General features: G+C 70.6%; 12 protein-coding genes. 2 read left to right on the top strand and 10 right to left on the bottom strand.

What is annotated here, in order from left to right; all coding sequences use genetic code 11:
• Positions 1-351: 351 nt before the first annotated feature.
• Complete coding sequence (locus IE302_RS38705; RefSeq protein WP_191259421.1) at positions 352-1,848, bottom strand: FAD-dependent monooxygenase; 1,497 nt, start codon at positions 1,846-1,848, stop codon at positions 352-354.
• Positions 1,849-2,021: 173 nt separating this feature from the next.
• Here IE302_RS38705 and IE302_RS38700 point away from each other — a divergent pair, with 173 nt between their 5' ends.
• Complete coding sequence (locus tag IE302_RS38700) at positions 2,022-3,494, top strand: alpha/beta hydrolase (protein WP_191259420.1); 1,473 nt, start codon at positions 2,022-2,024, stop codon at positions 3,492-3,494.
• Here the strand turns inward: IE302_RS38700 and IE302_RS38695 are convergent.
• The 4 genes from IE302_RS38695 to IE302_RS38680 are packed head-to-tail and all read right to left on the bottom strand — an operon-like array spanning position 3,470 to position 7,263.
• A complete protein-coding gene (locus IE302_RS38695; protein WP_191259419.1) occupies positions 3,470-4,699 on the bottom strand; it encodes a styrene monooxygenase/indole monooxygenase family protein in 1,230 nt (409 codons plus the stop codon). The two genes, IE302_RS38700 and IE302_RS38695, sit on opposite strands and share 25 nt — an antisense overlap.
• 44 nt (positions 4,700-4,743) lie before the next feature.
• Positions 4,744-5,979, bottom strand: a complete 1,236-nt coding sequence (locus IE302_RS38690; RefSeq protein WP_191259418.1) for a serine hydrolase domain-containing protein — start codon at positions 5,977-5,979, stop codon at positions 4,744-4,746.
• A gap of 10 nt (positions 5,980-5,989) precedes the next feature.
• Complete coding sequence (locus IE302_RS38685; protein ID WP_191259417.1) at positions 5,990-6,790, bottom strand: siderophore-interacting protein; 801 nt, start codon at positions 6,788-6,790, stop codon at positions 5,990-5,992.
• 29 nt (positions 6,791-6,819) lie between these two features.
• Positions 6,820-7,263: an SgcJ/EcaC family oxidoreductase gene (locus tag IE302_RS38680; protein WP_191259416.1), complete on the bottom strand. Its 444-nt coding sequence runs from the start codon at positions 7,261-7,263 to the stop codon at positions 6,820-6,822.
• Between the two features lie 113 nt (positions 7,264-7,376).
• Here IE302_RS38680 and IE302_RS38675 point away from each other — a divergent pair, with 113 nt between their 5' ends.
• Positions 7,377-8,048: a TetR/AcrR family transcriptional regulator gene (locus IE302_RS38675; RefSeq protein ID WP_191259415.1), complete on the top strand. Its 672-nt coding sequence runs from the start codon at positions 7,377-7,379 to the stop codon at positions 8,046-8,048.
• A 19-nt stretch (positions 8,049-8,067) separates the two neighbouring features.
• On the opposite strand, the gene IE302_RS38670 is transcribed toward IE302_RS38675, so the two are convergent.
• From IE302_RS38670 to IE302_RS38650, 5 genes are read right to left on the bottom strand one after another with little or no spacing between them, the layout of a single operon-like run.
• Entirely contained in the window at positions 8,068-9,090 is a 1,023-nt protein-coding gene (locus IE302_RS38670; protein ID WP_191259414.1) for a GNAT family N-acetyltransferase, read from the bottom strand.
• Positions 9,084-10,127: a GNAT family N-acetyltransferase gene (locus IE302_RS38665; RefSeq protein WP_191259413.1), complete on the bottom strand. Its 1,044-nt coding sequence runs from the start codon at positions 10,125-10,127 to the stop codon at positions 9,084-9,086. Before IE302_RS38665 ends, IE302_RS38670 begins: the two co-directional genes overlap by 7 nt.
• The gene (locus IE302_RS38660; protein ID WP_191259412.1) at positions 10,124-11,227 is read right to left on the bottom strand and encodes a hypothetical protein; all 1,104 of its coding nucleotides are present in this window, start codon (positions 11,225-11,227) and stop codon (positions 10,124-10,126) included. Before IE302_RS38660 ends, IE302_RS38665 begins: the two co-directional genes overlap by 4 nt.
• On the bottom strand, positions 11,221-12,258 hold the full coding sequence (locus IE302_RS38655) for a GNAT family N-acetyltransferase (protein WP_191259411.1): 1,038 nt from the start codon (positions 12,256-12,258) through the stop codon (positions 11,221-11,223). The genes IE302_RS38660 and IE302_RS38655 overlap by 7 nt, the downstream gene beginning before the upstream one ends.
• Positions 12,255-13,031: a hypothetical protein gene (locus tag IE302_RS38650; RefSeq protein ID WP_191259410.1), complete on the bottom strand. Its 777-nt coding sequence runs from the start codon at positions 13,029-13,031 to the stop codon at positions 12,255-12,257. The genes IE302_RS38655 and IE302_RS38650 overlap by 4 nt, the downstream gene beginning before the upstream one ends.
• Positions 13,032-13,040: the final 9 nt, after the last annotated feature.

Genomic DNA, 13,040 nt, shown 5'->3' with positions numbered 1-13,040 from the left:
CCACGCAAAACACTCGACTGGGACACCCCAGCCGAGCGCCTCACTACACTCCTCACCCAAACCAAGTGATCACCCGTGTTGCAACCACCCCTGGAATCCACCCCCTTCGCTGAGCCGAGGGAAGGGGGCCTTCACGCGCGGCCGAGGTGATCCCTGGTGTTGTGAAAGCCACTTTCGCAACCTTCAACGTTGCGAAAGTGGCTTTCACAACCCCGGTGCGCCCCCACGCCGCTACACCGAGCGGCGCCGGTGCGGCCCAGGGCGGTACGCCGCTAGCTCCCGCGTTTCGTCCTCTGGATGCGGTCCTTGCACGCGCAACTACCGCATCCAGAGGACGAATTGCGTGGAGGGTCAGGCGCCGAACCAGGTCGCTAGCGCTGCGCGAAGGCCCTCGGCGTCGTCGTCCCCCGCCCAGGCGAGGTAGCCGTCCGGGCGGATCAGCAGGACGTCGGCGGGCCGATCCTCGGCCTTCGCGGTGTGGACGTCGACGCCCGCCGCTTCGGCGAGTTCACGCAGTTCCGGCCGTCCGGCGAGGTCGAGCAGGACCGGCCGCGCCGGACGCAGCAGTTCGGCGACGCTGGTCGCGCCCTGGTCGGTTTCCAGCGCGAGATCCGGGACGAACGTGCCGGCGAGCGCGTGCGTGGACCCGGGCGCCGGGTAGCGCAGGTCGGTCCCGGCGACGTGGGAGGACAGCCGTCGCGCGGCCTGCTCGTCGTCGAGCAGTTCCTGGAAGACAGCGCGGAGCGCCTCGGCGGCCTCGTCGTGCCCGCGCCGCAACGCGACCTGCGCCCGGGACTGCAGGAGCGCACGGGCACCGGCGGCGTGCCGTTCGGCGTGATAGGTGTCCAGCAGCCCTTCCGGAGCCCGTCCCTGGATCTCGGCGGCCAGCTTCCAGGCGAGGTTGACCGAATCGGACATGCCGACGTTGATCGCCGTGCCGGTGGACGGCAGCAGATGGGCCGCGTCACCCGCCAGCAGGACCCTTCCCTCCCGGTAGCGCTCGGCCTGGCGGGCGGAGAACTGGTAACGCGAGAGCCGGACCGGCTCGCCCAACGGGACGTCCTTGCCGAGGATGCGGCGGATGCTCTCCCCGAACTCGGCCAGGGTCATCGGCACGTCGTCGTCGACCTCGCCGGGATCGTCCTCGGTGGTCTGGATGAACACGATCCCCGGCGTCAGCGAGCCGAGCGCGAACACCCCGGTGTCGGTGCGCGTGAACCCCGCCGCGATCCGGCCCAGTTCCGGCGTCTCGATGTCGCCGTTGTCGTGCACGGTCAGCCCCTCGGGGATCTTGACCTGCCCGATCCGGTTAACCTCGGGATAGGTGGTGCCGGGGAACCCGATCCCGGCCATGGACCGGATCGGGCTGCGCCCGCCGTCGCACCCCACGAGGTACGGCGCGGTCAGCTCGTACTCCCCCTCCGGCCCGCGGACCCGGGCGGTCACGGAAGTGTCGTCCTGGGACAGTCCGACGACCTCGTGCCCGCGGCGAACCTCCGCACCGAGCTCGGTGGCGTGCTCCTCCAGCAGCCGCTCCAACAGCGGCTGACGCACCGAGAGCGCCTTCAGCGGGGGCTCCTCGAACCGCGTGAGGTCGACGTGCACCCCACCGAACGGGAAGCGGTGGGCCGGGACGGGGTCGGTGACGAGTCCCCGCACCCGGTCCAGCAGGCCGCGATGGTGCAGCACGTCCAGGATCTGCCCGCTGAGGCCGTGGGCCTTCGGTGTCTTGCCCTGTTCCGGCCGCCGTTCCAGGACCAGCGGGCGCGCACCGGCCAGCCGCAGTTCGGCGGCCAGCATCAGACCGGTCGGGCCGGCACCCACGATGATCACGTCGACGTCGGTCAAGTTTCACTCCTGTTCGGCCTGTTCTCGCTACAGCCGAGGATTCTGCGGCTGGACCGGGGTCTTGCCGCAAGCCCCCCGGTGCGCTATATGTTGACCATGGAGGGGTTCACCCCACCATGGTTCCGGGTACGCGCCCCAGGGTTCGCGCGCCCGCGAGGCGGGACGCTGGGCCGGTGACCACCATCGGAGTCCGCACCGCAGTTCTGCTCACGCTCACCGCACTCACCGCCGTCACGATCGCGCCCGTGGCCTCGGCCGCGCCGAAGGGCATCGCCTGGGGTGCCTGCCCGACGGGCTCGCCACCGGGTTACGACTGCGCCGAGATCGAAGTCCCGCTGTCCTATCAGGACCCGGACGGCCCGCGGATCACCCTCGCGCTCGGCCGTCTCCCGGCGACGGACCAGAAGCACAAACGCGGCACCGTCTTCACCAACCCCGGCGGCCCCGGGAACCCGGGCCGCTTCAGCGAGTTCCAGACCCCGTCGCTGCACCGGCAGTTCGACATCGTCGGCTTCGACCCGCGAGGGGTCGGCGCCAGCACGCCGGTCCGCTGTTTCGCGAGCGACGCGGAAACCGAACCGCTCAAACGGGTTCTGGGCACCTTCCCGATCACCACCGAGCAGGAGACCCGGCACACCGCCGACGTCCGCGAAGTCGCCGCCTCGTGCGGCCGCAATGCCGGGCCGCTGCTGAACCACCTGTCGACCACGAACGTCGCCCGCGATCTCGACCGGCTCCGCGAAGCCGCCGGCGAGCCCCGGCTGCGCTACTACGGCCTTTCGTACGGCACCTATCTCGGCGAGGTGTACGCCAACCTGTTCCCGCACCTCGTCGGCGCGCTGGCTTTGGACGCCGTCAACGACCCGATCGCCTGGTCCACCGGGCACCGTCCGGAGGACGCGAACATCCCGTTCAGCGTCAGGCTCGGCGGCTTCCGGGACGCGGACCGCGCGTTGCAGGCGTTCCTCGACGCCTGCGCGGCCGACACCCGGTGCGCCTTCCGTGAGCCCGGCAAGGACTTGCGGGCCAAGTACGACGCGATCCTCGATCGGCTCGAAGCCACGCCGGGCCCGATCACCTATCAGGAGGTCATCCGGCGTACCCACAACGCGCTGACCGACGAAGCCAACTCCCCCGCGCTGGCGGAGTTCCTCCAGTCAGTGACGAAGCCGTCCTCGGCCACCAAGGCGATCGCGACGCCCTTCGACTCCGCGCTGGGCGGCGGCGGGACGATCTGCGCGGACACCACGAACCCGCGTGACCCGGCGGCCTGGCCTCGCGCCGCCCGCGACGCCGACCGGGAAAGCCGCGGTTTCGGTTCCTACGACGCGTATCTCTCGATGCCGTGCGCTTTCTGGCCCGTCTCCGACCCGGCCCGCTACACGGGGCCGTGGAACCGGCCGACCGCGCCGATCCTGTTGCTGGCCAACGGCAAAGGCGACCCGGAAACGCCGTACGCCGGGGCGAAGCGGACCGAACGCATTCTCGGCAACGCCCGGCTCCTCACGCTGGACGCCTGGGGACACGGCGCCGCGAATCGCAGCGAATGTGTCGACGCGGCCCTCGACGCCTACCTGACCTACGGCCGTCTGCCCGCGCGCGGCACCGTCTGCGCTCCGGATCACGCGCCGTTCGACGCCAGGTAAGCGCGGGCGATTCCCTCGTCGGTGAGCCATCCGGCGTAGTCGGCGGGGTCGGCGAAGATGTTCGCGAACCGGCGCGCCACCTCGGGCGCCGTCTGCGCGGCTTCCAGCGTGGCCAGCACGTGATCCGGCGGCGGGGCGAGCAGATCGTTGCTCAGCCGGGTCGCGTGCTGCGCCTTTTCCCAGTATTCGGCGAAAGTGCCGCGTAGGAACGCCTCGTCGAACGGGCGGTCGCCGTGGTCGAGGATGCGCCGTTCGTAGACCGCGGCCGCGTGCGCCGCCATGTTCGCGCCCTGTCCGGCGATCGGGTCGTTCGTCACCGCGGTGTCGCCCATCGCCAGCACCTTCGCCCCCGACGGCAGCGTCCCGACCGGGTCGCGCACGATCGGCAGGACCCGGCCGCGCAGGGCGTCCAGCGGTCCGCTCGGGAGGGCACCGGCGAGTGACTCCTCGACCCACGGGAACTGCTTGCGCAGCAACGTCATCGCGAGCTCGAAGTGCGCGTCGGTATCGGTGACGTCGTCCCAGACGTCCAGCGGGCCGCCGGGCACGCCGAAGAACCCGAGCCCGAAGACGGGCCCGCGCACGGACTGGATCGGCAGCCCGAACAGCTCACCGGCCGGGGAGAGCCCGAACGTCAGGCCCGGATACACCGGGAGCGGCTTGTCGTCTCCGGAGACCAGGTACATGATCCCGATGGTCCGCTGCGGTTCGCGGTATGGGGAGCGGGCGTCGTCACGCGGGAAGAGACCGTCGAACTGCGGCCCGCGCCCGGCCGCGACCAGGACGAGGTCGAACTCGCGGGCGTACTCCTCCAGCCCGTCGGGCGTCACCTCGCCGAACCGCACCTCGCCGCCGCGCCCGGCGAAGGCGGTCAGCCATTCGGACACCTTGACCCGCTGGTCGACCGACTGCGCGGGGTGGTCGAAGCGGGCCTGCCAGGCGATGGCCGGTGCCGCGGAGTCCCCGGCGAGCCCGAACGAAGCGCCGAGCATCGCCGGGGCCGTCCCGTCCCAGAAGTTGATGCCCAGCGCGCGTTCCCGCGTCAGGGCGGGGTGGAACACGCACTGGTTGGAGATGAGCCTGCCCGCACGGATCGTTTCGGCGTCGCGGTCGGTGACCACGGTGACGGCGTATCCGTGCTTCTGCAGGCCCAAGGCCAGGACCAGGCCGGCTTGACCGGCCCCGACCACCACGATCCGGCGCATGACGCCCCTCCCCCTCGGCTGCGTCCAGTGTGGCCGGGTTTCCGTCAGCCGACCAGGGCCTGGTAGACGAGGTTGCGCAGTTCGACGCGGATCGGATAGGTCGTGGACGGCAGCAGCTGGGTGAAGAACAGCACCGTGACGTCCTCGTCCGGGTCGACCCAGAACGCGGTACTCGCCGCGCCGCCCCAGGCGAATTCCCCGGCGCTGGCGAGGGTTTTCGCCGTCACCGGGTCGTCGAGCACGGAAAAGCCCAGCCCGAAGCCGAAACCGTCGTACGGCGCCTCGGAGAACACGCCACGGCCGTAGGTCTCCAGGTCCACGCCGCCGGGCAGGTGGTTGGTGGCCATGTGCTGGATCGTGCGCGGGCCGAGCAGCCGGACACCGTCGAGTTCGCCGCCGCGCAGCAGCATCTGTGTGAAGCGGTGGTAGTCGCCCGCCGTCGAGACCAGGCCGCCGCCGCCCGAGAAGCACGAGGGCGTGGCCCGGCCGACGTTGCCCATCTCGTCGTGGCGGAACGGCGCCTTCGTCGCGGGGTGGGGCACGTAGAGGGCGGCCAGCCTGTCGAGCGCGCCGGGATCGGTCTGGAAAGCCGTGTCGTGCATGCCGAGCGGGTCGAAGATCCGTTCGCTGAAAAAGGCGTCCAGGGATTGCCCGGAAACGACCTCGACGAGCCTGCCGAGGATGTCCGTCGCGACCGAATAGTTCCATTCCGTCCCGGGCTGGAACAGCAACGGCTGCCGCGCGAGCGCCTCGGAGACCCCGGCCAGGTCGAGCCCCGGCGGGGTGCCCCAGTCGAACCCGGCCTCGCGGTAGGACGCGTCGACCGGATGCGTGCGGTGGAACCCGTAGGTCAGCCCCGCGGTGTGGGTGAGCAGATGCCAGAGGCGGATCGGTTCGGTCGCGGGCTCGGTCATCATCTTGACCGACGACCCCACCGTGAAGACCCTCGGTTCCGCGAATTCGGGCAACCAGCGGGAAATCGGGTCCTTGAGGTCGATGAGCCCCGCTTCGACGAGCATCATCGCGGCGACCGAGGTGACCGGTTTCGTCATCGAGAAGACACGCCAGATCGTGTCGGTCTCGACCGGCAGCCCGGCCTCGATGTCGCGCATCCCGTTCGAAGCGAGATGCGCGACCTTCCCGTTCCTGGTCACCACGGCCAGATACCCGGGAAGCAGATTCCGCTCCAGGTATCCGTCGAAGTGCTTGTCGATCCTTCGCAGCCGCTCCGCGTCGAAACCGACCTCGGCCGGATCGACGTCCACCTTCAGCTCGATCATGGGATCGAGGCTACGCGTTCCGCTCGGCCTGTTTCTCCAGTCGCCACGCCTCGTCGGTCTTCCCGATCCGCCAGTAGCCGGAGATCGACAGCAGGTCGCGCCGCATCCCCCGGTCGTCCAGCAGGTGGCGGCGCAGGTCCCGGACGAACCCGGCCTCGCCGTGGACGAACGCCTGCACGACACCTTCGCGCCACTCCAGCGCGCGGACGGCGGCCGCGAGGTCGTCGCCCCGGCTCCGGTGCAGCCAGGTGATGTGCGCGTCGCCCTTGGTGGTCAGCGACTGCTCTTCGGCCGCGTCCTCCACGAGGATGACCGCGTGCACGGGAACGCCCGCCGGCATCGCCTCGAGGGACGCGGCGATCGCCGGCAGGGCGCTCTCGTCGCCGGCGAGCAGATGCCAGTCGGCCTCCTCGCCCGGCGCGTACGCCCCGCCGGGCCCGGAGATCAGCAGCTCGTCGCCGGGTTTCGCGGCGGCGGCCCACGGCCCGGCGACCCCCTCGTCACCGTGGTGGACGAAGTCGAGCACCAGTTCGCCGAGATCCCGGTCGAAGGCCCGGACGGTGTAGGAGCGCATCCGCGGCCACTGCTCACGCGGCAGTTCCTCGCGGACCCGCGCCAGGTCGAACGGTTCGGGATAGTCGACGCCGGGCACCCGGAAGTGCACCTTGACATAGGCGTCGGTGAATTCGTTGGGCCGGAACGAAGAGATCTCTTCGCCCCCGGCGACGATCCGGACCATGTGCGGGGTGATCCGCTCGGTGCGCAGCACCCGCAACCGGGTCGCCGATACCGCTCTCCGCGCCTCGGCCATCCACGATTCCTTTCCTGGGTTAGGTGAACCTAACCGAGCGTACGCCTCTCGCCGTCCGGCCGGGCGCCCGCCGCCGGATCACTCACCCGGGTGTTCTGGAAGGACGCGACGCGCCAGCCGTCGGATTCCTCCAAGAGCACGTAGGTCAGCGTCGATTCCCGCCCCGGCTCGGGCTTGGCCCCACCCGACAGCGACGACCCGCCGCCGGACACGACGATCGCGACGTCCGGCCGGACGAACCGCACCTTGGGCTCACCGCTGCCCGGCACCAGTTTCGACCCCTTCATCGGCCCCTCGAGCAAGGACCGGTGCGAGCTTTCGATGAGCGCGCGGCCCGGCATGTTCATCCCGAAGAAGGTCACGTAGTCGGCGTCTTCGGTGAAGTGGGACGCGTAGGCGGCCGCGTCCCCGTCGTTCCACGCGTCGGCGAGCTTGCCCAGCACGGCCAGGACTTCGTTCTGTCGATCGGTCATGGTGTCCTCCAGTTAGACGAACAGCGTTCGTGTTACGAACACCGTTCTACAGACGAACGGCGTTCGCGTCAAGTAGAGTTCCCGGCGGAACCCCGGACCAGGAGGCGAACGAAGTGAGCAGGCCCCGGCGTCGCGCCGAGAAACCCGTGCTGTCCCAGGAGCTCGTGGTGAAGACGGCACTGGACCTCCTCACCGCGGAGGGGCTGGAGGCGGTGAGCATGCGGCGGGTGGCCCAGGCGCTGGAGACCGGCCCCGCGTCGCTCTACGCCCATGTCGCGAACAAGGAAGAGCTCCACGAGCTGATGGTCGACCACGTCCTCGCCTTCGGTCCGTTCCCCGAACCCGATCCCGAGCGGTGGGTCGAACAGGCGAAGGACCTCCTGCGGGAGAACGTGCGCGCGCTGACGTCGGTCCCGGGGATCGCCAAGATCGCGTGGGCCATCCCCGTACCGGTCGGCGCGAACGCCCTGCAGCAGGCCGAAGCCATGCTCGCGGTGCTGCGCGCGGGCGGCCTCGACCTCAAGCGGGCGCTGTACGCCGCCGACGCGTTATGGCTCTACGCCAAGGCTTTCGCCTACGAAGGCGCCAGCTGGCAGCACGGCGACATCGACCTGGCCGAGCAGGCGGAACGCGGCAAGCGGATGGTCGAGTACATGACGTCGTTCCCGCCCGGCACGTTCCCGAACCTGCTGGGCGCGGGCGAGCACTTCACCGAGGAGACCGCGCGGGAACGGTTCGAGTTCGCCATCGACCTGTTCCTCACCGGTCTGGCGGCCGGCGTCTGAGTGTCCCGAGCCCGCGGATTCAGAGCAGCGCCACCGCGGCCGCGTACTGCGGCACCAGACTCGCTCCCAGCGACGCCTTCATCTCGGACATCTTCTTGCCGAACAACACCTGGGGCCGCCCGGCTTCAAGCGCCCAGCGCACGATTTCACCGTAGAGGTGGAAGTACAGATCGGACCGTCCGCCGAGCTCCCGCGGCAGCGCCGCCCAGTGCCGGGCGACCGGCAGCGCCGGATGGTCGAGCAGGGTCGCGACGGCGACCGCCCGGCCGGTGGCGGTCTCGCGGTATTCGATGACGTGCACGTCCGGTTGCCGCAGCAGCCTGCCAAGGTAGCCCACGAACGCCGGTAGCGGCACGATCGGCACATCGTGGTGTTTGGTTTCGTTGTGCCGCAGCAGTTCCGCGATCTCGACCGGATCGGCCTCGGCGCCCGGCCGCAAGCGCACCCCGAGCGACGGATCGGCGTCGAAGGTGCGGAAGATCTTGCGCAGGTTCTGTTTGCGCTTCCTGGCCAGCGAGTGCATCCAGTCGTCCCGGCTCGAGAACGGCGTGAGGTCGAGGACGGCGACGTCCTCCGTGCGGCGCACCATCTTCGGCCCGCCGCGGACACTGTCCACTCCAGACTCGCCGACCTGGCGCACCAGCAGCGCGCGCAGGCCGAACCCGAGTTCCGCGCGCATGGCCGGGACGAAGGTGTCCAGCAGCCTGCCGACGCCGCCGTCGTCGTCCTCACCGTCGAACCACCAGCCCGGCATCGCTCCCGAGCCCGGGGAGCGGACGTCGAGCCCGCCGAGCCGCCCCCGTCCCGCCGTGCGGGCGAACCGGTGCCGCCGGGTGAGCCCGGTGACCCACGCGGAACTGACCACGCCACGCGGTTCGCCGTCTTCGAGCAGGACCGTGACCGGCTGTTCGGTGCGCGCCGCCCACGCCTGGGCGGTGAGCACCTCCCAGCTCCAGTCGGCGCGCAGCCCCGCCTTGCCCCGCAACGACTTCCAGTACGCGGGCTCCGGGTCGCGGCGGGGGTCCAGCATCTCGATCACCATCGCGTCACCGGTCTCGGCACGATGACCCCGAGCAGCGGGACCGGCTGGAAACCGAGCGTCGCCTTGAGGTCGGTCAGCCCCCGGCCCATCGACAGGGACTTCCGGTTGCCCTCGATCATGTGACGCACGTTCCGGACCACCGCCTCGAAGTAGAGATGCTTCGGGCGTCCCTCCTCCGGGGCGAGCGCGGCCCAATGCTGGTGCAGCGGCGCGACGGGGTGGTCGAGCACGTTGGTGAACGCGAGCAGCCTGCCTTCGCCGTCGTGGTAGGTCGAGGTGATGACATCCGGCCTGCGCACGAGTTCACCGAGGTATTCGGCCGTGACCGGACCGCGCCGGTCGAGCTTCACCGGCCCCATCCGCTCGCGGTGCTCCCGCAGCATGGTCGCCAGCTCCAGCGCATCGAGGTCGGTGCGGGCGGCTTCGGTGCGGACCACGACGTCCGGGTCGGCGGCGATCTTCTTCGACTGGCCGCGCAGGCTCAGCCGCCTGCTGCGGCGCAGGGACGCCAGCCAGCCCTCGACGTCGACGAACCGGTTCTCCAGCACCGACGTCGGCATCGTGTCGCGAACGGGCCTGCCCCGTCCGGTCAGCATGTCGAGCGACTCCGGCGGGACGGTGCGGTAGACGACGCCGAGGCAGCCCGGCCCGGTGAAGCGGCCGACGGCCCGCTCGAACCGGCGCATGATCTCCCTCCGGTCGGCGGCGTCGACCCCGTCCGCGAACAACCACGGCGGATAACCGGAAAGCCACGCGTGCTGCACTTCGACCCAGCGCGGCCCCAGCCGAGCCACACCGCGAACCGCGCCAGGTCGCTCCGGGGCCACCGGGGCGCACAGCATCGCCAGCACCGCGGCGACGATCTCGCCCCCGGCGCTGATCACGGTGAGCACGTTGGGGCTGCGCGAAAATCGTGACTCCACCCGGATCAGGTGGTAGTCCCAGGGAACCGGCGCCTGCTGGGCGGCGAGAAACGCGGCCCAGCCCTCGGGTTCAGGATCGATACGCGGGTCGAGCACCCGCACTTCCCAGGTCATCGGCCCAGCACCGGTCTCGGCACGGCGACCGACACCAGGGACCTGGTGCCGAAGCCGAGCGCGGTCTTGTTCCCCAGCATCGCCCGGCCCGCGGTCAGTTCACGGCACCCGCGCGTGATCATGTGCTCCACTCCCCTGGCGTAGAAGTCGACATAGAGTCCCTTCCGGCCGCCGCGCGCGCCCGGCAGCGCGGCCCACTGGTGCAGCACGCATTCACCGACGACGTCGAACAGCGTGCCGAATCCCAGCAGCCGTCCGGATCCGTCGCGATAGGTGCGGGTGAAGACGTCCGGGCGGCGCACGAGCGCGTCCAGATAGGACGGTGCGATCGGGCTCCGGGTGTCCATGTGCAGCCCGCCGAACCGCGACCGCTGGCCACCGGCCCAGGCCCGTTCGTCCTGTCTGGCGCGGTGGGCGTTGAGCAGGACGGCGAGTTCGTGACAGTCCAGGTCCTCACGGGCGGGAGCCGCCTCGGTGCGCAGGTCACCGTCCTCTCGCAGGTCACGCAGCGTCTTCCGGGTCTCGTCGCCGAGAGCGCGTTCCCAGTCGTCCACAGTGGAATAGTCGTTGGGCAGCACGGCGACCGGGTCGATCTCCCGGGACATCCGGCCCCTGCCGTCCAGCGCCGGGAGGAGTTCGGGGTTCATCGCCCGGTAGATCACGCCCAGCAGCCCAGGCCCGAGGTACGCGCACAGTGCGCGTTCGAAGCGGCGGACCACTTCCCGCCGCTCGGTCTCATCCAGTCGTTCGTCGAGGACCACGGCGGGATGGCCGCTGAGCTGCCAGAGATAGGCCTCGGCCCAGCGCGGACGGAACCGTCCTCCGAGGACGGACAGCGGCGCGAAGTCGTCCGCCCGCCAGCTCCGGCACACCATCACGGTGAACGCGCCGACGACCTGCCCGCCTCGGCGGAGCACCGCGAGGACCGCCGGGTTCTTCGCCAGCCAGGCCTCCCGGCGCAGGATCTCGTACTCCCAGACCGGCTGCAACCTCGCCCGGTACAGGAATTCCCGCCAGCCCGCGGGTTCGGCCGCGCTCCTCGGATCGACCACCTCGACCTCGAACGCGGTGCTCCGCTCCGCCACCTTCATCGTCACCATCCCAGTACCGGTCTCGGCACGGCGGCGGAATACACCGGGCGCGCCCGGAATCCCAGCGTGGCCTTGAGTTCGGGCAATCCGCGCCCGGCGGTGAGTTCCTTGACGCCACGCCGCGTGGCGTAGCTCATCGCGTGGATGTAGGAGTCGAACAGCAGTCCCTGCCTGCCGCCCTCGTCCACCGGCACGGTGCCCCAGTGCTGTTTCACCAGGCTGTCCGGATGGTCGAGCAGGGTGTTCACCGCGAGCAACCTGCCGTCGACGCCGGTGTAGGTCAGCGTGTGCACGTCCGGCCGCCGGAGGAACCGGTGCAGGAACGCGGCGGACGGCATGGTCCTGGCGTCGAGCGCGACCCTGCCATGCCGTTCGCGATGCGCCTGGATGAGCGCCGCGATCTCGGCGCTGTCCAGATCTTCCCGCCCCGGACCGCCTTTGACGACCAGCCCCGGATCGGCCGCGAACCTGCGCCGCTGCCGCCTGAGCCCGCCACGCCGCGACTTCGTCAGCGACGCGATCCATTCGTCTTCCGAGCCGAAGCGGTTGTCCAGTACCGCGACCGAATCCACGTGCTTCACCAGCCTGCCCCGCCCTCGGACGTCCTTCGCGAATTCCTCGCCGAGCGCCCGGTACAGCACGCCGAGCAGTCCCGGTCCGAGCCGTCTGCGCAGCGCCCGTTCGAAGTCCCGGATCAGCGGACAGCGTTCGACGGCCGGGACCCGCGGCGCGAACGCCAGTCCGGGGTAGCCGCTCAGCCAGGGCTGGCACACCTCGGCCCAGAACGGGCGCAGCAATCGGTGTCCCGGCGCCGGCGCGAAGCGGTAACGCACCCGGGGACGACAGACCAGGACGGAGAACGCCGCGACGATCCCGGCGTCGTCGGTCACGGTGACCAGCACCGGCGGGTTCCGCGCGATCCAGGCGTCGAGTCCCATCACGTCGTAGTCCCACACCGGATGCAGGCGCGCCAGGGCAGAGAACTCCGGCCAGCCCGGCGGGACGGGATCGGTGCGGGGATCGTGGAAACCGATCTTCACGTGAGCACGACCGGGGTTCCGTGCCGCGGGCACGGCACGATCTCGCCGCGCACCCCGCCCGCCGGGAGCACGTCCACGAACCGCGGGGAATCCTGGCGCAGCAAGGTGAACGCGAGCCCGCCCGGGGTGGTGCGCGCGTAGACGCGGGCCCAGTCGAGGTGCCAGCGGCCGCACTCCTCGATGGCGCCCAGATAGCCCAGCGCCGGGTCATGGAGCACGCCGTACGGACCGCTGTCCATTGTGTCCAGTTCACGTCTTGGTACGGATTCGACCCGGTACGCCCGGTCTTCGGGTAGCACGTCGGCGAAGACGGCCAGCTGCTTGTCGTCACCGACCGCGACCACGCGACGGCCGCCGCGCAACGCCGAGGCCAGTTCCGCGAGGACGCCCGGCACCGGGGCTTCGGGATCCACCAGACAGCACCGGACCCCGCGCGGCAGGTCCGTCGGCGGGAGTGTCCAGTCGTCCCCGAGCACGACGACCAGGGCGTCCCCGGTCACCGAACGAGCCTTGCGCAGCACGGGACCCAGCCCCCGGTTCGGCTCGATCCGTCGCGTGCCACCGGCGAGCGGCACGAGGTCGATGATCTTGTGCACCGCCTCGGCCAGCGGCGCCGCACCGGAGTCCGTCCCGGTGCGACCGGGCACCAGCACGGGATCCGTTCTGCCGTCCAGTGCCCAGCGCTCGCGGTAGAACGGCACCGTCGCGAAGGCCGACCGGACGGATCGCCGATAGGCGGCCCGCCAGGCAGCACTCACCCCCACTTTCCACATGGCGCGCAA

Origin of the sequence: Amycolatopsis oliviviridis (assembly GCF_014654365.1) — a bacterium.
In the GTDB taxonomy this organism is placed as follows: domain Bacteria; phylum Actinomycetota; class Actinomycetes; order Mycobacteriales; family Pseudonocardiaceae; genus Amycolatopsis; species Amycolatopsis oliviviridis.
Note: the sequence above shows the minus strand (reverse complement) of the source record. Positions and strands in the feature narration are given on the sequence as shown.